Source organism: Mesorhizobium sp. CAU 1732 (assembly GCF_039888675.1).
Lineage (GTDB): Bacteria > Pseudomonadota > Alphaproteobacteria > Rhizobiales > Rhizobiaceae > Aerobium.
The window spans coordinates 768,730-789,024 of record NZ_JBDQQR010000001.1 but is presented as its reverse complement, the minus strand read 5'-3'; the positions used below and the strand labels follow the sequence as shown (position 1 = coordinate 789,024).

The 20,295-nt window shown below is 64.3% G+C and carries 16 protein-coding genes and 1 riboswitch; of the genes, 4 read left to right on the top strand and 12 right to left on the bottom strand.

What is annotated here, in order from left to right:
- Positions 1 to 32 precede the first annotated feature (32 nt).
- The 9 genes from doeA to AAFN55_RS03980 form a co-directional block, all read right to left on the bottom strand.
- Entirely contained in the window at positions 33 to 1,211 is a 1,179-nt protein-coding gene (doeA, locus tag AAFN55_RS04020; protein ID WP_347797586.1) for an ectoine hydrolase DoeA, read from the bottom strand.
- Between the two features lie 45 nt (positions 1,212 to 1,256).
- Positions 1,257 to 2,249 carry an ectoine utilization protein EutC gene (eutC, locus tag AAFN55_RS04015; RefSeq protein WP_347797585.1) on the bottom strand — a complete coding sequence of 331 codons (993 nt, stop codon included), beginning with the start codon at positions 2,247 to 2,249 and terminating at the stop codon, positions 1,257 to 1,259.
- Positions 2,246 to 3,223: a hydroxyectoine utilization dehydratase EutB gene (eutB, locus tag AAFN55_RS04010; protein ID WP_347797584.1), complete on the bottom strand. Its 978-nt coding sequence runs from the start codon at positions 3,221 to 3,223 to the stop codon at positions 2,246 to 2,248. Before eutB ends, eutC begins: the two co-directional genes overlap by 4 nt.
- Positions 3,220 to 4,002: an ectoine utilization protein EutA gene (gene eutA, locus AAFN55_RS04005; RefSeq protein WP_347797583.1), complete on the bottom strand. Its 783-nt coding sequence runs from the start codon at positions 4,000 to 4,002 to the stop codon at positions 3,220 to 3,222. Before eutA ends, eutB begins: the two co-directional genes overlap by 4 nt.
- A complete protein-coding gene (gene ehuD, locus AAFN55_RS04000) occupies positions 3,999 to 4,658 on the bottom strand; it encodes an ectoine/hydroxyectoine ABC transporter permease subunit EhuD (RefSeq protein ID WP_347797582.1) in 660 nt (219 codons plus the stop codon). The genes eutA and ehuD overlap by 4 nt, the downstream gene beginning before the upstream one ends.
- Before the next feature lie 16 nt (positions 4,659 to 4,674).
- Positions 4,675 to 5,337, bottom strand: coding sequence for an ectoine/hydroxyectoine ABC transporter permease subunit EhuC (ehuC, locus tag AAFN55_RS03995; protein ID WP_347797581.1), 663 nt, complete (start codon positions 5,335 to 5,337; stop codon positions 4,675 to 4,677).
- Positions 5,338 to 5,542: 205 nt separating this feature from the next.
- Entirely contained in the window at positions 5,543 to 6,397 is an 855-nt protein-coding gene (ehuB, locus tag AAFN55_RS03990; protein WP_347797580.1) for an ectoine/hydroxyectoine ABC transporter substrate-binding protein EhuB, read from the bottom strand.
- Positions 6,398 to 6,470: 73 nt separating this feature from the next.
- On the bottom strand, positions 6,471 to 7,256 hold the full coding sequence (gene ehuA, locus AAFN55_RS03985) for an ectoine/hydroxyectoine ABC transporter ATP-binding protein EhuA (protein WP_347797579.1): 786 nt from the start codon (positions 7,254 to 7,256) through the stop codon (positions 6,471 to 6,473).
- 144 nt (positions 7,257 to 7,400) lie between these two features.
- Positions 7,401 to 8,786: a PLP-dependent aminotransferase family protein gene (locus AAFN55_RS03980; protein WP_347797578.1), complete on the bottom strand. Its 1,386-nt coding sequence runs from the start codon at positions 8,784 to 8,786 to the stop codon at positions 7,401 to 7,403.
- 81 nt (positions 8,787 to 8,867) lie between these two features.
- Here AAFN55_RS03980 and AAFN55_RS03975 point away from each other — a divergent pair, with 81 nt between their 5' ends.
- The 4 genes from AAFN55_RS03975 (at position 8,868) to AAFN55_RS03960 (ending at position 13,643) form a co-directional block, all read left to right on the top strand.
- Positions 8,868 to 9,359: an Lrp/AsnC family transcriptional regulator gene (locus tag AAFN55_RS03975; protein WP_347797577.1), complete on the top strand. Its 492-nt coding sequence runs from the start codon at positions 8,868 to 8,870 to the stop codon at positions 9,357 to 9,359.
- Between the two features lie 123 nt (positions 9,360 to 9,482).
- The gene (locus tag AAFN55_RS03970; protein ID WP_347797576.1) at positions 9,483 to 10,976 is read left to right on the top strand and encodes an NAD-dependent succinate-semialdehyde dehydrogenase; all 1,494 of its coding nucleotides are present in this window, start codon (positions 9,483 to 9,485) and stop codon (positions 10,974 to 10,976) included.
- A gap of 17 nt (positions 10,977 to 10,993) precedes the next feature.
- Positions 10,994 to 12,373: an aspartate aminotransferase family protein gene (locus tag AAFN55_RS03965; RefSeq protein ID WP_347797575.1), complete on the top strand. Its 1,380-nt coding sequence runs from the start codon at positions 10,994 to 10,996 to the stop codon at positions 12,371 to 12,373.
- A 178-nt stretch (positions 12,374 to 12,551) separates the two neighbouring features.
- Positions 12,552 to 13,643: an alcohol dehydrogenase family protein gene (locus AAFN55_RS03960; protein WP_347797574.1), complete on the top strand. Its 1,092-nt coding sequence runs from the start codon at positions 12,552 to 12,554 to the stop codon at positions 13,641 to 13,643.
- 13 nt (positions 13,644 to 13,656) lie between these two features.
- Here the strand turns inward: AAFN55_RS03960 and AAFN55_RS03955 are convergent, their stop codons facing one another.
- The 3 genes from AAFN55_RS03955 to metH form a co-directional block, all read right to left on the bottom strand.
- Entirely contained in the window at positions 13,657 to 14,757 is a 1,101-nt protein-coding gene (locus tag AAFN55_RS03955) for a hybrid-cluster NAD(P)-dependent oxidoreductase (protein ID WP_347800179.1), read from the bottom strand.
- Between the two features lie 19 nt (positions 14,758 to 14,776).
- Entirely contained in the window at positions 14,777 to 16,024 is a 1,248-nt protein-coding gene (locus tag AAFN55_RS03950) for an aromatic ring-hydroxylating dioxygenase subunit alpha (protein ID WP_347797573.1), read from the bottom strand.
- Positions 16,025 to 16,143: 119 nt separating this feature from the next.
- A riboswitch (cobalamin riboswitch) is annotated at positions 16,144 to 16,343 on the bottom strand.
- 97 nt (positions 16,344 to 16,440) lie between these two features.
- Positions 16,441 to 20,259: a methionine synthase gene (gene metH, locus AAFN55_RS03945; protein ID WP_347797572.1), complete on the bottom strand. Its 3,819-nt coding sequence runs from the start codon at positions 20,257 to 20,259 to the stop codon at positions 16,441 to 16,443.
- Positions 20,260 to 20,295 lie beyond the last annotated feature (36 nt).

Sequence of the window (20,295 nt, the reverse complement as noted above, 5' to 3'; positions counted from 1 at the left end):
GTGTACGGTGCATCATCACGTCGTGCCTCCCCTCAGCCCTTCACAAACAACTGGCGTGGCACGTTTGCGAGACACTCGACACCGGTCTCGGTGATCAGGATCGATTCCGTGATTTCGAGACCCATCGTCTCCAGCCACAGGCCGGTCATGAAATGGAACGTCATGCCGGGCTTGAGTTCGGTGCGGTCGCCGGGGCGCAGGCTCATCGTGCGCTCGCCCCAGTCCGGCGGGTAGCTCAAACCGATCGGATAGCCGGTGCGGTTGTCCTTGGTGATCCCGTACTTTTTCAGGACCGCGAAGAAGGCGTTGGCGATGTCCTCGCAGGTGTTGCCGGGTTTGGCGGCGGCGAGGCCGGCTTCCATGCCTTCCAGCGTCGCCTTCTCAGCGTCGAGGAATTCCTGCGTCGGCTTGCCGAGGAAGACCGTGCGCGACAACGGGCAGTGATAGCGATTGTAGCAGCCGGCGATCTCGAAAAACGTGCCCTCGCCCGACTTCATGGGCTTGTCGTCCCAGGTCAGATGCGGCGCGGAGGCATCCGCGCCCGACGGAAGCAGCGGCACGATCGCGGGATAATCGCCGCCGATCCCATCGACGCCGCGCGTGCCGGCATCGTAAATTTCGGCCACGAGATCGCATTTGCGCATGCCGACCTCGATCTTGTCGACGATGCGCTGATGCATCACCTCCACGATCCGCGCGGCCTTGCGCATGTAGTCGATCTCGGTCGGGCTTTTCACCGCGCGCTGCCAGTTCACGAGCGCGGTCGCGTCCACGAAGCGTGCATTGGGCAGATGCTTCTGCAGCGCCGCGAATGCGGCGGCCGAGAACCAGTAATTGTCCATCTCGACGCCGATGGTGAGCTTGTCCCATCCACGCTCGCCGATGACCTTTGAGAGGTAGTCCATAGGATGGCGTTCGGTCGACTGGACGTAGTGATCGGCGTAACCGACGATGTTGTCATGGCCGAGATATGCGGTGCGCTTTGCACCGTTCGCATCCTGTCCGCGCCCGTACCAGACCGGCTCGCCCGTCGGCGGCACCAGGATCGCCTGATGGACGTAGAACGACCAGCCATCATAGCCGGTCAGCCACGCCATGTTGGACGGGTCGGAGCAGATCAGCAGGTCGACGCCCTTGGCTTCCATTGCGCGCCGCGTCCTGGCGAGGCGCTCGGCGTATTCCTCGCGGGTGAATTTCAGATTGGGCAGCATGTCTGGTCGTTTCCTCGTTTATTCCTTGGGCCGATACGGCCGCGCCTAGCTCTCGAAATCGGTTCCCGCCTGCGCTGCCCTCGCCCTGTCGCGCGCCAGTGTCGCGATGGCCGTGTCCTGAACGCCCGTGCCGGTCAGGTCGGCGACCGTGGTCATCGTGTCCGAGGTGCGCCCGGGCTTGAGGCCGGCGACGATCTCGCCCAATTCAGGGAAGACACGGTCAGCCGGAACCAGCCCCGCCTCGATCGCATGGTGGAGTTCGCCGAGCCGCCTTGTCTGGCTCAGCCTGTCGGCGACATAGAGATCGACGCCCGTGATGACCGCAGGCTCCAGCTCGTTCTTGTGCTCGGCGTCGGAGCCCATCGCGGTGACATGCTGGCCGCGCGACAACCACGCACGCTTGAGAAGCGGCTCGCTCGCGGGCGTCGTCGTCACGACCACGTCGGCGCCCGCGATCGCTCGCGCCGGATCCGCCTCGGCACGCACCCGTATTCCTAGCCGTTCGCGCAACTGCGCGGCGGTCTTCTCGGCCTTGGCCGCGTCGCGCGCCCAGATGCGCGCTTCCTCGATGCTGCGCACGAGCAGCAATGCCTCGAGTTGCATCCGCGCCTGCATGCCCGCGCCGAAGATCGTCGCGACAGACGCGTTCGGACGGGACAGATGCCGCGCCGCGACCGCGCCGGCGGCAGCGGTGCGCACATCCGTGAGATAGCCGTTGTCGAGCAGCAGCGCCTCGACGAGGCCGGTCTTGGCCGACAGGAGGACCATCATGCCGTTGACGCTCGGCAGACCCAGTTTGGGATTGTCGAAGAAGCCGGGGCTGATCTTGATCGCAAAGCCGTCGATGCCCGGCACATAGGCCGTCTTCACGTCGACCTCGCCACGATGCTCGGGAATGTCGAGCCTCAGGATCGGCGGCATCGCGACCGGCAGCGTCGCAAGCGCCCGAAATGCGTTCTCGACGCAGGCGACCGCTTCGAGATCGAGGCGGACGATCTTGCGCAGTTCGGCCTCGGTGAGGATGGTCATGCGGGTCATGCGGCGCGCTCCTCGTCGCAGACGATCTTCCGGTGCAGCGCCATGTCGATGTTGCCGCCGGAAAGAACGGCGACGGTCGGGCCGTTCGGTTTCACCTTGCCGGTGAGCAGGGCGGCGACGCCGACAGCGCCCGCACCCTCCACCACTTCGCGCTGGTGGGCGTAGACGTGCCGGATACCCTCGGCGATCTCGTCTTCGGACAGCAGCACGACGTCATCGAGCAGATCGCGGCACATTGCGAAGGTCAGCCGGTTGTCGAGTCCGATCCCACCGCCCAGCGAATCCGCAAGCGTTTCGAGTTCCTCGACCTGCACCGGCCTGCCGGCATCGAGGCTCGCCTTCATCGCCGCACCACGTGCCATCGAGACACCGACGATCCTGGCGGACTGTCTGAGCGCCTTCACGGCCGCGGCGACACCGGAGGCCAGACCGCCGCCGGAAAGCTGGATCAGCACGGTCTGGACGTCGGGAACGTCCTCCACGATCTCCAGCCCGAGCGTGCCCTGCCCCGCGACGATCGCCGGGTCGTCGAAAGGCGGCACCATCGCCATGCCCTCGCTCGCGACCAGCCGGGCCACCTCTTCCTGCGCGTCGTCCTGGCTTTTTCCGACGATCCGCACCTCCGCGCCGAGGCGGCGGATTTCGGAGACCTTGTTTTCCGGCACGAGACGCGACATGCAGATCGTCGCGCGGATGCCGGCGAGCTTTGCGGCATGCGCAAGGGCGCGGCCGTGGTTGCCCGTCGATGCAGCCACCACGCCGCGCGCGCCCGCGCCGCTTTCGACGAGCAAGGCCACCGCGTTGGATGCGCCGCGCAGCTTGAAGCTGCCCGTGGTCTGGCGATGTTCGAGCTTCAGATGGACGGGTACGCCGCACAGTTCGGAGAGCGACGGAGACGGAAGCGTCGGCGTGCGCTCTACTTTGCCGGCAATGCGCGTGTGCGCGGCGCGGATGTCGGAGAGGGTGACCGTCATTGCGGCTGCGCCAAACCAAGCGTCATCAGCCGGCCCCACTCCGGCCGTGCCGTTTCGTCGCCGCACAGCCGCATGCAGTTCCAGGCCGTGGCCTGATTGCTGGTCACGACGGGCCGGCCGATCGCAGCTTCGATCTCGGCCGCGACATGCGCCGCGCGCAAGGCCGTGCAGGAGATGAACAGCGCCTCGGCGTCGGGCGCGATCGCCGCCTTTGCGGCCTCGACGATCGCCTGGTGAGGAATGCGCGCCATGTCGCGATCGTCATCGAAACCGAGGCAGGTGACGCTCGCAAGGTCGAAGCCGTGGCCGGCGAAGTAGGACGCCATCGGTCGCGTGGTCTCGACCGTGTAGGGGGTCAGCAGGCTGATGCGGCGGACGCCCAGCGCATTCATGCCGCGTATGGCCGCAGCCGGCGGCGTCACCACGGGCGCGCCCGGCTTCGCCGCGCCGATCGCCGCCTCGATCTCGGCATCGCCGATCACGACCGACGCCGACGTGCAGGAGTAGCAGATCGCGTCCAGTTCCTCATCGGGCAGGATCAGGCGCGTTCCGGCGGTCAGCGCCGGCTGCATCTTGCGCAGATTTTCCGGCGTCGTCGGGTTTGCGTAGGGGATGCGCGCGACGTAGACACCGACCCGCTCGCTGGCGACCATGCGGCGGAAATCGGGTTCGCTCGTGTGGTCGGTGGCGAGGATCACCAGACCGATCCGTTTTTCGAGCGGACGCGGGTCGAGTGCGGGACGCTGTGCCGCCTGCCTGATTTCCGGGAGGTCGCTCACCGCTCCACCGTCCCATAGCGGTGTTCCAGCCAGCGCAGCAGGACGACCGAAAAGAGGCTGATCACGAGGAAGAAGCCGCCGACCATCGTGATCGGCTCGATGTAGCGGTAGGAACTGTTGGCCACGCTTTTCGCCTGATTCATCAGTTCGAGCACGGTGATGGCCGAGAGAAGCGGCGTTTCCTTGAACATGGCGATGAAATAGTTGGCGAGCGCGGGGATCATCGGCGGGATCGCCTGCGGCATGATCACATGCACCCAGGTCTGGTTGCCGCTGAGGTTGCAGGCCTTCGCAGCCTCCCATTGGCCACGCGGAACGTTGTCGATACCGGCGCGGTAGACTTCGGCCGTATAGGTTCCGTAGTGCAGACCCAGCCCGATCACACCCGCGACCAGCGGCGACAGCAGGATGCCGAAGTCGGGCAGCACGTAGAAGATGAAATAGAGCTGCACGAGAAGCGGCGTGCCGCGAATGAACTCCGCGACAAAGCCGACCGTGCGCGATACGATCCGGCTCGGCGAACGACGCAGGAGCGCGATGCCAAGTCCCACGACGGCAGCCAGCAGCGACCCCAGAATGGTCGCGAGGATGGTGATCTTCACGCCCTCGATGAGGGTCGGCATGATCTGCCAGACGAAAGCCCAATCCCACTCCATTATGTGGCCCACTCCATCAGACTGTCCTCACGCCATCGAGGCCGCGCGCGAGACGGCGCTCAAGCCAACGCATGAAGGTGGAGATCGTCATGGCCATGACGAAGTAGATCAGCAGGATCGTGCCGAACGGAACCAGCGTATTGCCGGTCTGCGCGCGGACGACCTGCGCCTGGAACGTCATGTCCGTCAGCGAGATCAGCGACACGACCGCGGTGGCCTTCAGAAGCTCGATCGCGTTGTTGCAGAAGGTCGGCAGCATGGTCAGGAAGGCTTGCGGCAGGATCACGTAGCGCATCGCCTGGAAGCGCGAGAGATTGAGCGCCACGCAGGCCTCGCGCTGTTCCTTGCCGATGGACTGCACCGCGCCGCGCACCACCTCCGCGCCATAGGCGCCGACGTTCAGGCCCAGAGCCAGCACGCCGGCCTGGAAGGGCGTCAGCGTGATGCCCATGAAGGGCAGGACGAAATAGGCCCAGAAAAGCTGGACGAAAATCGATGTGCCGCGGAAGAATTCGATGTAGGCGGTCGCCAGCGCCCGCAGCGCGAAGAAGCGCGAAAGCCGGCCCAGCCCGGCGATGAACGCCATCACCAGCGCGAGCGCGCAACCCATGACCGTAAGCTGCGCCGTGACGAGCGCACCTTGCAGGATCAGGGCTAGATATCCGGACCAGTCGGTCATGGGGGATTCCGCGTTGAGAGATGAGCGCCGCCGGCGCCGCTTCCTCCTTCTCCCCGTTTACGGGGAGAAGGTCCCGGCAGGGGGATGAGGGGCAAAGCCGACATTCGCAGCTTCGCGTGACCGTCAGCAGCAGCGCCGCCCCTCATCCGACCTCGCTTCGCTCGGCCACCTTCTCCCCGCAAGCGGGGAGAAGGAAACAGTGCCCCTACTCCTGGGCGCAGAGCTTTTCGCGGTTCGTCGACAGCGCGGCTGCGGCCGAGAAGCCGTAGGGCTCGATGATCTTTGCGAATTCGCCGGATTCCTTCAGCTTGGCGAGTTCGACGTCGAACGCGTCGCGCAAGGCCTCGTCGCCCTTCTTGAAGGCCGCGCCGTCACAATAGACAGGCGCACCTTCGACAGGTGCGATGACTTCGAGGTTCGGATCGTTGGCCTTCTGAACGAGGTCGTTGATCGACAGGACCGGCAGCGAATAGGCGTCGATGCGGCCGTCCTGAACCATCTTCAGGCCGCTCTGCCCATCCGGTACCACGATGACGCGGTCGCGCGGCACGCCGGCGTCGAGCGCCAGCTTCTCTTCTGTGCCGCCGCCGGGCGCGCCGATGGTCGCCGATGCGTCGGCCGCAACGTCCTCATAGCTCTTGAAGCCCTTCGGGTTGCCCTTCTTCACCAGCATCGCCTCTGCATCGCAAAGGACCGGCTCGGAGTAGACGACCGCCGCGCAACGCTCGGGCTTCATGAAGAGACCTGCGGTAACGACATCATGACGACCAGCCTGCAGACCGGGGATCATCGCGCCATATTCCGAGATCGATGCGACGATTTCCGGCACGCCGAGCTTCTCGAAGACGGCGCGCGCCACGTCTGGGGCAGCACCCGAAACCTTGCCGTCCGCGGCAACAGCCGTGAAGGGCGGCTCGTTGGCGATGGCGACGCGGGCGAAGCCCTGCGCCTTCAACTGCTCGAGCTTGGCGTTGTCCTGCGCCACGGTGGGTTGAGTCAGCACGACTGCGGACAGCGCTGCGATCGCGGCCGCTCCGGCCATTACTGCATAGCGTTTCATGTTCAAATCTCCTCTGCTCGTGTTCCGTTTTGTTATCGTTGCGACCGGTATTGCCCGGCCATTGTTTTGGCGGTCAGACCCTGTGTCCGGCCGCGATGATCTTCCTCAGGAACGCCTGCGTACGCTCCTGCTTGGGTTGACGGAAAATGTCGTCGGGCTTGCCTTCCTCGACGATCCGGCCCCGGTCGAAAAATAGGACGCGATCCGCAAAATCGTGCGCGAACCCCATTTCGTGCGTGACCAGAAGCATCGTCATATCGGTCTCTTCGGCGAGCTTGCGCATCACGTTGAGCACCTCCTCGACCAGTTCGGGATCGAGCGCGGAGGTGACCTCGTCGAACAGCATGATCTTCGGCGACAGGGCGAGCGCGCGGGCGATCGCGACGCGCTGCTTCTGGCCGCCCGACAGTTGTGCCGGCATGGCCTTCGCCTTGTCTGCCATGCCCACCATCTCGAGCAGTTCCAAGGCCCGCTTCTCGGCAGCGGCGCGCGGCGTCTTCTGCGTCAGGATCGGCGCCAGGGTCACGTTGTCGATGACGGATTTATGCGGAAACAGGTTGAAGAGCTGGAACACCATGCCGACCTTCTGCCGGACCTTGGCGAGATGACGCTCGTCGGCCGCGACCAGCCCGCCATTGCGCGGCATGCGGTAGAGCTCGTCGCCGTCGATCTTGATGCTGCCCTCGTCGATGCCTTCGAGCGTCATCAGGATGCGCAGGATCGTCGTCTTGCCGGAACCGGAGGGGCCGATCAGCGCGAGCTTCTCGCCGGGCATGACCTGCAGCGACAGGCCGTCCAGCACCTTGAACGTGCCGAAGCTCTTGGAAATCCCGTCAATCTGGACGATGGGCGCAGGCATTCATTCCCCTTCGTGGAGACGTTGTGCCTTTACGATGGGGAACACCCGAAATCATGTCAATCGGGAAAATTAAATCATGACAATAATGTCAAACCTGCACAATTCGGATGCAGACAGGGCCTGATAAAACGGCACACCTGCCGATCAGATGGCGAGCAGGAGGTGTTCGGGGTCGGCCATCAGCAATTTCGCCACCAGGCCGAGCCCGATGCGAAGCTCCGCTTCGTCCGTCGAGCCGAGCGAGATGCGCACGGCCGGCGTCCACCGCGCCTCCGATGTGCGGAAGGACACGCCCGGCGCGATGGCGACACCCTGCAAGCGGGCCTGCGAGACAAAACCGTCTTCGCTGCGGCCATCGGGAAGCGGCAGCCAGAGATGCAGGCTTTCGGGATGCGAGCGGAGCTTAACGCCATCGAGCACTTCCGCCGCGATGTCGTGGCGGCGGCGTATGGCAGCGCGCTGCCAATCGACCAATTCCATGGCCGTGCCATCGCTTACCCATTTGCTCGCAATCTCCGCCACCATCGGCGTCGCCATCCAGTTCGACACGAGATGGCGGTTTGCCACGGCCGCGACATATCGGTCCGGTGCAACGAGATAGCCGATGCGCAGTCCGGGTACGACGATCTTGGTGAAGCTCGTCACGTAAAGCGTTCGCTCCGGCGCAAGTGCTGCGATGGGCGGCGGGCGGTCTGCCACGAGGGGGCCGAGTACGTCATTCTCGACGATCGCGATGTCGTGCTTGCGCGCCACGGCTACGATTTCCGCCCGGCGCTCGGCACTCATCAGGGTCGCGGTCGGGTTGATGACGGATGGCTGAAGGAACACCGCCCTGATGTCGGAATGCCGGCACGCCTCGTCGAGCGCTTCGGGGATCAGGCCGTCATCGTCGATCGGCAGCCCATCGAGGTGGAAGCCCAGATAGGTCGCGAGCGGCACCAGCGTGTGATGGCCGATCGCTTCGGTCGCCACCGTCGATCCGGGCGGCGCGACACTCATCAAGGCCACGGTCATGCCTGCCGTCGCGCCATTGGTGACGCTGACATTCTGCGGCGAGACGGTCAGCCCGCACTGTTTCAGCCAGTCCACCGCGACCGCGCGATGGCGCGGGAAGACGACGTTCGGCCTGAACGAGAGCGCGGAGCTCGCAGGCAGGTTCTCCGCCAGCCAGGCAAGCGCACCCTTCAGGCGATCGTGGTGCATCGTCTCGCAGACCGGCTTGAGGATGGAGAGGTCGATGACCTCGCCCAGCCGCTCGGGCAGGTATGGCGGGTCGGGCTCCCGCCCTTGCGTCTGCACGAAGGTTCCGCGCCCGACTTCGCCGGTGATGAGACCGCGCCTGATCAATTCCTCATAGGCACGGCTGACCGTCTGGACCGACAGACCAAGCTCGTCGGCGAGCTTGCGATGAGTGGGCAGCCTGACGCCGTTCTCGAGCTTTCCGTCGGAAATCGCGCGTGCGAATTGATCGGCCAGCGAGAGGTAGGCGGGACGTCGCAACAGCGCTGGATCGGGCAGCCACATTGTCATGATCACTAGATGCTCATAATCAGTGCAATTGACAATCGAAATCTTGCAACGTCATGCTTGTGGACCAATCTGCGAGACACCATGACCCGCCACAAGCTCGATGCCATAGACCTGAAAATCCTGGATGCGATCCAGCGCGACGGCCGGATCACCAAGCTGGCGCTGGCGGAAAAGGTCGGGCTTTCCCCGACGCCATGCTGGATGCGGCTGCGGAAACTGGAAAAGGCCGGCATCGTCAGCGGCTATCACGCGCATGTCTCGGCGCGCTGCGTCGCGCCCGTGGCGACGGTGCTGATGGAGGTGACCCTCGGCGCGCACCGGCAGGCCGATTTCGACCGTTTCGAACGCGCGATCCGCGACCAACCCGAGATCGTCGCTTGCTGGTCGGTGGGCGGTGGGGTGGACTACGTCCTTAAGGTCGTGACGCGGGACATCGACACCTATCAGCGTCTGGTCGACGCGCTCCTGGAACGCGAAATCGGCATCGATCGCTACTTCACCTACATCGTGACGCGGACGGTGAAGGAAGAGACGGCGCTGCCGCTCGATGATCTGCTGCCACTGTCGACGTGATCGGAGAGTTTCTCCGGCGCATGCCTCTGGGATAGAGAAACTCTCTACCAGCAGCAGGAGAAACAGCCTCTTTATCGCGAGCATTGCGCTTACGCTTCCGGCCTGAAGCACCGGAGCAACCAGATGTCTGCCCATTTCGCCCGCAACCGCCGCCATGATGCGCTTGATAGTTTGAACGACCGGCGGCTTTTGCGCGAACTTGCCTATGTCGGTGGGCACTGGACGGCTGGCGAGACGGGCGAGAGCTTCGAGGTCACCGACCCTGGAAGCGGATCGAGCGTCGCCTGGGTTGCGTCGCTCAACGCGGCTCAGACCACGGCTGCGATCGACGCGGCCGCATCGGCATTTCCTGCATGGAAAGCACTGTTGCCGCAGGAGCGCTCGTCCATCCTGCGGCGCTGGTTCGACCTGATCGTCGCCGGCAGGGAAGACCTCGCGCTCCTGATGACGCTGGAACAGGGCAAACCGCTCGCCGAGTCGCGTGGCGAGATCGACTACGCAGCATCCTTCGTCGAATGGTACGCCGAGGAGGCAAAGCGCGTGAATGCGGAGAGCGTGACCAGCCATTTGCCGGGCGCTGAAATGATCGTGAGGCGCGAGCCTGTCGGCGTGGTCGGCATCGTCACGCCCTGGAATTTTCCGTCCGCCATGCTGACGCGCAAGGCCGCCGCAGCACTCGCTTCCGGATGCACGATCGTGGCGCATCCGTCCTCCGAGACGCCGCTTTCCGCATTGGCTTTGGCCGAGCTCGGCGAGCGTGCCGGAGTGCCGGCGGGCGTTTTCAACATCGTGACAGGCGATGCGGCGACCATTGTCGCGCGGATGTGCGAGGATGCGCGGGTTCGCGCCATGAGCTTCACCGGCTCCACCGAAATCGGCAGGCTGATCGCGGGGCAATGCGCCGGCACGATGAAACGCCTTGTCATGGAACTGGGCGGACACGCACCGCTGATCGTCTTCGCCGACGCGGACATCGATCGGGCGGTCGGCATCGCGATCGACGCGAAATTCGCCACGTCCGGGCAGGACTGCCTGGCGGCGAACCGGATCTATGTCGAGCGCGCGGTCTATGACGCATTCTGCGCGGCGTTTGCCGAGCGTGTTGCCGCTATGAAGATCGGACACGGGCTGGAAGACGGCGTCGCGATCGGTCCACTGATGCATGCCCGAAGCGTCGCCAAGGTCGAAGAACAGGTTGCCGACGCCATCGCCCACGGCGCGCGCTGCCTCGCGGGCGGTTCGCGCCATTTTGCCGGGCCGCTGTTCTTCCAGCCGACGGTGCTTGCGGACGTGCCCGACAATGCGCTGATCATGCGTGAGGAGACGTTCGGCCCCGTCGCGGCGATCACGCCCTTCGACAGCGAGGCGGAAATCGTCGCGCGGGCGAACGACACGGAATACGGCCTCGTCGCCTATGTCGTGACCGAGAACGGCGCGCGCCAGCTTCGCATGGGCCGCGCGCTCGATTACGGCATGGTCGCGATCAATCGTGTGAAGATCACCGGCGCGCCAGTGCCATTCGGCGGCGTGAAACAGTCCGGCCTCGGTCGCGAAGGCTCGCGCCACGGCCTCGAAGCCTTCACGGACCTCAAATATCTCTGCCTCGACGCAGCATGACAAAAAGGGAAAAGACCATGCTCGACCAGTCCAACGAACTTGCCGCCTGGGACCGCGACCATTTCTTCCACCCATCGACGCATATGGGCACGCATGCGCGCGGCGAATCTCCCACGCGGGTGATCGCAGGCGGCGAAGGCGTCTACATCACCGATACAAACGGCAAGACGAGCCTCGATGCGTTCGCCGGGCTTTATTGCGTGAATGTCGGCTATGGCCGCACCGAGATCGCCGATGCGATCGCCGCGCAGGCAAGGGAACTCGCCTACTACCACGCCTATGTCGGGCACGGCACGGAAGCGTCGATCACGCTTGCCAAGATGATCATCGACCGTGCGCCCGAGGGCATGAGCCGCGTTTATTTCGGTCTTTCGGGATCGGACGCCAACGAGACCAACATCAAGCTGATCTGGTACTACAACAACGTGCTGGGCAGGCCTGAGAAGAAGAAGATCATCTCGCGCTGGCGCGGCTATCACGGATCGGGCGTCATGACGGGTTCGCTGACCGGGCTCGAACTTTTTCACAACGCGTTCGACCTGCCGCGCGCACCGATCCTGCACACCGAAGCGCCCTATTATTTCCGCCGCGAAGACCGGTCGATGTCGGAAGAGCAGTTCTCGCAACATTGCGCCGACAGGCTGGAAGAAATGATCCTGGCCGAAGGTCCGGACACGGTCGCCGCGTTCATCGGCGAGCCGATTTTGGGCACCGGCGGCATCGTGCCGCCGCCCGCCGGCTACTGGCAGAAGATCCAGGCCGTGTTGACGAAGTACGACGTGCTGCTGGTCGCAGACGAAGTCGTGACCGGCTTCGGGCGCCTGGGCACGATGTTCGGCTCGGATCATTACGGCATGAAGCCCGACCTGATCACGATCGCCAAGGGCCTGACGTCGGCCTACGCACCGCTTTCGGGCGTCATCGTTCGCGACAGCATGTGGAAGGTTCTCGTGGAAGGCTCCGACAAGCTCGGCTCGCTCGGCCATGGCTGGACCTATTCGGCGCATCCGATCTGCGCGGCGGCCGGCGTCGCCAATCTGGAGCTTATCGACTCGATGGATCTCGTCACCAATGCGGGCGAGACCGGCGCCTATTTCCGCAAGGCGCTGGCGGACGCCGTCGGCAACCACGCCAATGTCGGCGAGGTTCGCGGCGACGGGCTGATGGCGGCGGTCGAGTTCGTATCGGACAAGGACGACCGGGTCTTCTTCGACGCGTCGCAGAAGATCGGGCCGCAGATTGCAACCGCGCTCGCCGAGCGTGGCGTCATCGGCCGAGCGATGCCACAGGGCGACATTCTCGGCTTCGCGCCGCCGCTCTGCCTGACGCGCGAGGAAGCCGATACGGTCGTCACTGCGACTGCGGATGCGGTGAAGAGCGTGTTTGCGAACATCTGAGCTCAAATCCAGCCCCCCCACTCCGTCCCGACTTCGCAGGTCCACCTCTCCCCCCTGCCCAGGGGAGAGGAAATGCCTGCCGCAAGGCCGGCGCTTTCCAGCTTGGGTCCCCCGGATAGGGGAGAGGTGGCCCGAATGGACAGGGGGGGTGCTACTTCGAACAAACGAGACGAATAAAATGCCCGCCACATCCTCCCTCCCCGCCACCATGCGCGCCGTTCTGCTCACCGGGCATGGCGGCCCTGAAAAGCTTGTCTATCGCGAGGACGTACCCGTCCCCTCGCCCGCTCCCGGCGAGGTGGTGATCAAGGTTTCTGCGTGCGGCATGAACAATACGGACGTGTGGGTTCGGGAAGGAGCCTATGGCCGGGAAGACGATCCGGCCGCCGTCTCGACCTGGCGACGGCAGGGAAACACGCTGACCTTCCCGCGCATTCAAGGTACCGACAGCGTCGGGACCATCGTGGCGGTGGGCAACGGCGTGTCGGCCGCGCGCATCGGCGAGCGCGTGATGGTCGACTTCTCGATCTACAACCGCGATGACGATTCGCTCGCCGACATCGACTATATGGGCCATGGCCGGGACGGCGGCTACGCCGAGTATCAGGCGCTGCCTACCGAGAATGCGCATGTCGTCGATACGGACCTGACGGACATCGAGCTTGCCACCTTCTGCTGCGCCTACCTGACCGGCGAGCAGATGCTGGAGCGCGCAGGCCTCAAGGCCGGCGAACGGGTCCTCGTCACCGGTGCATCGGGCGGCGTGGGCTCAGGCATCGTGCAACTGGCCCGCGCGCGCGGGGCGATCCCTTATGCGGTCGTCGGAAAGGGCAAGGAGCAGGCGCTGCTCGACATCGGCGCGCAGGCCGTAGTGACGCGCGGCGAGGGCGACCTGATGGAAACGGTGCATGCGGCCACGGGCGGGAAGCCTGTCGATGTGGTCGCCGATCTCGTCGGAGGCGCAATCTTCAATGACCTGCTGCGTATCCTGCGACCCGAGGGACGCTACACGACCGCCGGCGCGATCGCGGGACCGGTCGTTCAACTCGATCTGCGGACGATGTACCTGAAGCAGCTCCAGCTCCATGGGTCCAGCCAGGGCACGCGCGCGGACTTCCGCCGCATCGTGCGCTATATCGAGGACAAGAAAATCCGCCCACTCGTCGGCGGCGTCTACCGCCTCTCCGATTTCCATCGGGCGCAGGCGGATTTCGTCTCGAAGGGTTTCGTCGGCAAGCTCGTGGTCGTCCCCGACGCCATGGCGGGCTGAAAGCCCATCCGGTCTAGGCCTCGATCTCGATCGCCGACAGCGGCTTCGAGCAGCAGGCGAGGATGAAGCCGTCGTCGATTTCGTGGTCGAGGATGCCGCCATTGTGGCTCATTTCGACCTCGCCCGAGACCTTCTTCACTTTGCAGGTGCCGCAGAGACCGAACTCGCAGGCGGCGGGTATCCGGACGCCCGACGCACGCGCGGTCTGGAGCACGGTCTGCCCGGCGATGCAGTCGGCCTCGACGTCGGAGAACGCGAAACGGATCGGGTTCGCCGCCTCAAGGACAGCAGCCTGGTCGCTCTCGGCAGCGGCCTCCAGCGATGCGGTGATCTCCTCGATATGCGGCGCGGCAAAGCTCTCCTGATGGTAGTGCGCCATGTCGAAGCCAGACGCGGAGAGCATCTCGCGCACCGCGCGCATGAAGGGCTCAGGGCCGCAGCAGAAAATCTCACGTTCGCGGAAATCGGGCGCGAGCAGCGGCAGGCGCACCGCATCGATCCGGCCAATATGGCCGAACCAGCCTTCGCGGCTTGAGCGTTCCTCGATCAAGAAGCCCAGCGACAGGCCCGGCATACGGCTGCCGAGCAGTTCCAGTTCCTTGCGGAAGATGATTTCTTCGGGCCTGCGCGCGCAGTTCACGAAGGAGACGTCGGTCCAGGGCGTGCAGTCGTTCAGCCAGCGCAGCATCGACATCATCGGCGTGATGCCGGAGCCGGCCGACACGAACAGATACTTTGCGGCCGGATGCTGGTGCAGCGAGAACGTGCCGGCCGGTCCGTATGCCTTGATGTGCTCGCCCGGCTTCAGATTGTCGAACATCCAGCGCGTACCGATGCTGCCGGCCTGCGCCTTGACGGTGACCGCGATCGAGAATGGCCGCGACGGGCTGGTGGACAGCGTGTAGGTGCGCATCAGCGGTTCGTCGCCAAGCGGGATTTCCAGCGTGATGAACTGGCCCGGCATGTACCGGAACCAGGTCTGGTTGTCCGAGCGGAAGGTGAACGTCCTGACGTCCGGCGCCTCCTCGACCACCCCGATACATTCCAGAACCTGGAGCTTGTCGTTCCAGGGCGTCATCTCATCGAGGTGGCGATAGAGGCCGAGTTCCGTCATGGCGTTCATCGTAGCCGCCTCACGCCACGCTGCGCAGCGCCGGGCGATCGCCTTCGGCGAGCCTCGGCCCCATGAAGTTGGCGTACCATTCGACGAACTGGATCACGCCGCCCTCATGCAGTTCCGAATACGGGCCGGGCTCGTAGGCGGGCGACAGGATGCCGAACGCGTTCTCCTCGACGATCCGCCGATCCTGGTCGTTGGTCTCGGTCCAGACATGCGTCAGCTCTTCGAGAGTGTAATCGACGCCCTCGACGGCATCCTTGTGAACCAGCCATTTCGTCGTCACCGCGGTCTCGGTCGGGCTGATCGGCAGCACGCGGAAGGTGACCGCGTGGTCGCCGAGAATGTGGTTCCAGGTCGTGGGGTAGTGATAGAGAAGCAGAGAGCCGATCTTCTCGGTCGAGACGCTGTCGGAGAGGTTCTTCCTCACCGCCCGCTTGCCCGACATGGTGTAGCTCACCGCATCGCGCAGCAGCGGCGCGCGCGTCGCGCGATACTGGCCGGCGGGATCGATGCGGAACCTGCTCGGCAGGCCGGCAGCTTCGCATTTCCGCCAGTGCTCGACCATTTCGGGATCGCTCTCCGCACCGTTGACGCCGGTGACCGTCGGCGCCTCGGGGAAGGTCTTGCAGAGTTCGGGATGGTTGGCCGCGCAGTGGTAGCACTCGCGGTTGTTTTCCCAGACGAGCTTCCAGTTGCCCTTCTCGACGATCGTGCTTTCGAAGGCGATTTTCGCCTCGCTCAGGCGATGCGGCAGCAGATACGGCTCGATCATCGCGCGCATGGGTGCGAAATCCGCCGGCTGATCGGCGAGGCAGATGAACACGTAGCCGCCGACGCTCTCGCACGCGACCGGCTTCAGGCTGAAATCGCTCTTGTCGAAACCCTCCGCCATCTGGCGGGCGAAGACGAGCTGGCCGTCAAGATCGTAGGTCCACTGATGGTAGGGGCAGACCAGCTTGGCGGCGGTTCCCTTCGCTGTGTTGCAGACACGGCTGCCGCGATGGCGGCAGGAATTGTGAAAGGCACGGATGTCGCCCTTCTGGTCGCGAACAAGCACGACCGGATAGGTGCCGACCTGGACGGTGATGAAGCTGCCCGGCCTGGGGAGTTCGCAATCATGGCCGATGAAGAGCCAGTCGCGATACCAGATCAGCTCCATGTCGAGCTTAAAATAGTCAGGGTCGGTGTAGAAAGGCTGCTCGAGCGAAAAGCCTTCGCGGCGGCTTTTCAGCCGTCTCATCATGTCGTTGCGCGCATCCATGTCCTGTCCTCAACATTGCAAGGACTGAACTGGTGGTGATTTCAGGGGGGAATGATCACGCGTGACCGAAACCGGCCCGAGCGTGACTATTCACCGCTTGACCGCCCACCGCGATCAGTCGAGTTCATTCCGCTCAAGGCTGGTTTCCGGGCTTCGAAGCTGTCCTGCCGGACCGCCCCGACACCTTCCCAGGCAACTGCCCAGTGGCTCCCGTCGAGACTTCACGCTTCGCTACCGTTGCGGGGGCAGCGCCGGCATTGAACCGGCTTCCCAATTCTCTCGCCCGAAACGGACGAGCACCTTAAGCATCACGATCTAACCATCGTCCCGCCGATTCCGGTCATACGAAAACGACATCGGCCAAGCGCAAAGACGACAGAGAGACCGCCACTCCAGATGGTGTTGCAAAGGCGTCGCTATTCCGCCGCCTCGGCATATTGCGCGGGCACGTAATTGAGGATCGGGCCGAGCCAGCGCTCGACGTCGGCAAGCGCCATGTCCTTGCGCGCCGCGTAGTCCTCGACCTGGTCACGCTCGACCTTGGCGACGCCGAAATAATAGCTTTCGGGATGCGCCAGATACATGCCGGACACAGACGAGCCCGGCCACATGGCAAAGCTCTCCGTCAGGCTGACGCCGGCGTTCTTCTCGCCGTCGAGGAGCCTGAACAAGGTCGTCTTCTCGGTATGGTCGGGCTGCGCGGGATAGCCCGGTGCGGGCCTGATGCCGCGATAGGGCTCGCCGATCAGATCGTCGGGCATCAGCGCTTCATCGGGCGCATAGCCCCAGTATTCCTTGCGAACCCGCTCATGAAGACGCTCGGCGAAAGCCTCTGCGAAACGGTCGGCCAGCGCCTTCACCAGGATCGACGAATAGTCGTCGTTCGCACGCTCGAAGCGTTCGGCGATCGCGACCTCCTCGATGCCGGCCGTCACGATGAAGCCGCCAAGATAGTCCGCCTTGCCGCTTTCCCGCGGAGCCACGAAATCCGACAGGGCGACATTTGCCCGGCCATCGCGCTTCGCGAGCTGCTGGCGCAGCGTGAAGAAGGTGGCGAGTTCGCTGTTGCGCGTGTCGTCCGTGAAAAGCCTGATGTCGTCGCCCACGGAATTAGCCGGCCAGAAACCGATCACGCCCTTCGGCGCGAACCATCGCTCATCGATGATCTGCTTCAGCATCGCCTGCGCGTCCTCGAACAACTGGCGGGCCGCCGGGCCTTGCGCCTCGTCCTCGAGGATTTTCGGATAACGCCCCTTCATCTCCCATGTCTGGAAGAACGGCGTCCAGTCGATGTAGCGGGCGAGTTCCGCCAGATCCCAGTCCTCGAACACCTTGACGCCCAGGAAAGACGGCTTCGGCGGCTCGTATGCCGACCAGTCGATGCTGTGGGCATTCGCCCGCGCCTTGGCGAGCGGCAGGCGCTGCTTGTCGGCTTCGGATCGCGCATGGGCGTCGGCGACCTTCTTGTACTCGGCGCGCACCGTCTCGACGTAGCCGCCCCTCGCCTCGTTGGACAGAAGCGACGAGACGACGCCCACCGCGCGGCTCGCATCCGTGACGTAGACCGCCTGGCCGCGCGCATAGCGCGGATGGATTTTCACCGCCGTGTGGACACGGCTCGTCGTCGCCCCGCCGATCAGCAGCGGAATGTCGAAGCCTTCGCGCTCCATCTCGGCAGCCACATGGGCCATCTCGTCGAGCGACGGCGTGATCAGGCCTGACAAACCGATGATGTCGACCTTCTCGTCCCTCGCGGTCTGCAGGATTTTCGCCGCCGGAACCATGACGCCGAGATCGATGATCTCGTAATTGTTACAGGCGAGCACGACGCCGACGATGTTCTTGCCGATGTCGTGGACGTCGCCCTTCACCGTCGCCATCAGGATCTTGCCGGCCGTCTGGCGCTCGCCATTGTCGATGCCCTTGGCGGCATTGGCGAGTTTTTCGGCTTCCATATGCGGCAGGAGACCGGCCACGGCCTGCTTCATCACGCGGGCCGACTTGACCACCTGCGGCAGGAACATCTTGCCCGCACCGAAGAGGTCGCCGACCACGTTCATGCCCGCCATCAGCGGGCCTTCGATGACGTGCAGCGGCCGTTCCGCGTTCAGTCGGGCTTCCTCGGTGTCGGCGTCGATGAACTCGGTGATGCCGTTGACAAGCGCATGGCTGATCCGCTTCTCGACCGGCCATTCGCGCCATGCGAGATCGCGTTCCTTGGCTTCCTTGCCCGCTGTGCCCTTGAAGCGTTCGGCGAGTTCGAGCAGACGCTCGGTCGCGGAGCCACCGGCTGCGGGCTTGCGGTTGAGGACGACATCCTCGCAGGCCTCGCGAAGTTCCGGATCGATCGATTCGTAGACCGCGAGCTGGCCCGCATTGACGATGCCCATATCCATGCCGACCTGAATGGCGTGGTACAGGAACACGGCGTGCATCGCCTCGCGAACCGGCTCATTGCCGCGAAACGAGAAGGACAGGTTCGAGACGCCGCCGGAGATGTGAACGTGCGGCAGGGTCTGGATAATCTCGCGCGTGGCCTCGATGAAGTCGACGCCGTAATTGTCGTGCTCCTCGATGCCGGTCGCGACCGCGAAGACGTTCGGATCGAAGATGATGTCTTCCGGCGGGAACCCGGCCTCTTCGGTCAGAAGCTTGTAGGCGCGGGTGCAGATCTCGACCTTGCGCGCCTGCGTGTCGGCCTGGCCGTCCTCGTCGAAGGCCATGACGACCACCGCCGCGCCGTAGGCACGGACAAGCCGCGCGTGGTGCAGGAAGGCATCTTCGCCTTCCTTCATGGAGATGGAGTTCACCAGCGGCTTGCCCTGAACGCATTTCAGGCCGGCTTCGATGATGTCCCATTTGGAACTGTCGATCATCACGGGAACGCGCGCGATATCGGGCTCGGCCGCGATCAGATTGAGGTACTCGACCATCGCCTTTTGCGAGTCGATCAGACCCTCGTCCATGTTGATGTCGATGATCTGCGCGCCGTTGGCGACCTGATCGCGTGCGACATCAAGGGCGGCCGAATAGTCGGCGGCAGTGATGAGCTTGCGGAATTTCGCCGAGCCGGTGACGTTCGTGCGCTCGCCGACATTGACGAAGGGGATTTCGTCGGTGAGCGTGAAGGGTTCGAGACCGGACAGCCGCATGCGGCGCTCGATTTGCGGGATTTCGCGCGGCGGATATTTGGCGACCGCCTCGGCGATGGCGCGGATATGCTCCGGCGTCGAGCCGCAGCAGCCGCCGACGACGTTGACGAGGCCCTCGCGCGCAAAATTCTCGATCTGAGCCGCCATGAATTCGGGGCTTTCGTCGTACTGGCCGAACTCGTTCGGCAGGCCGGCATTCGGATAGGCGCAGACGAAGGTATCCGCGACGCCGGAAATCTCGGCGAGATGCGCGCGCATCGCGTCGGCGCCGAGCGCGCAGTTGAGACCCACGGTGATGGGGTTCGCGTGGCGGATCGAATGCCAGAAGGCCGTCGGCGTCTGGCCGGACAGGGTCCGTCCCGACAGGTCAGTGATCGTGCCGGAGATCATGATCGGCAGATCGATGCCCTTTTCGCGGAAAATCTCGTCGCAGGCGAAGATCGCCGCCTTGGCGTTCAGCGTGTCGAAGATCGTCTCGATCAGGATGATGTCGGCGCCGCCGTCGATCAGGCCGCGCAACTGTTCACCATAGGCGATGCGCAACTCGTCGAAGCTCACCGCGCGGTAGCCGGGATTGTTGACGTCGGGCGACATGGATGCGGTGCGGTTCGTCGGCCCCAGCGCGCCAGCCACGAAGCGGCGCTTGCCGTCCTTTTGCTCGGCGCGGATCGCAGCGCGCCGAACCAGCCGCGCGCCGTCGCGGTTCAATTCGTAGACCGCATCCTCCATGCCGTAATCGGCCTGGGCGATGGAGGTGGAGGAGAAGGTGTTGGTCTCGATAATGTCCGCGCCGGCGATCGCGTACTGGTAGTGGATTTCCTCGATCGCCTTGGGCTGCGACAGGATCAGGAGATCGTTGTTGCCCTGCTGGTGGCAGGCGCAACCGACGAACTTGTCGCCGCGGAACTTGTCCTCGTCGAAGCCGAGCCCCTGGATCTGGGTGCCCATAGCACCGTCTAGAATGAGGATGCGTTCGCGCGCGGCGGCCTCGAGTGCGGCGCGCACCTCACTGCCATCGCGTTTCGTGGCGAGCGGGCCGAAAAGGTCGTCCAGCGCGGAGTCTTGCCGTTCATGATCTGTCATAGAGACAAAATCACATAAGGATATCTTTATGTCAAT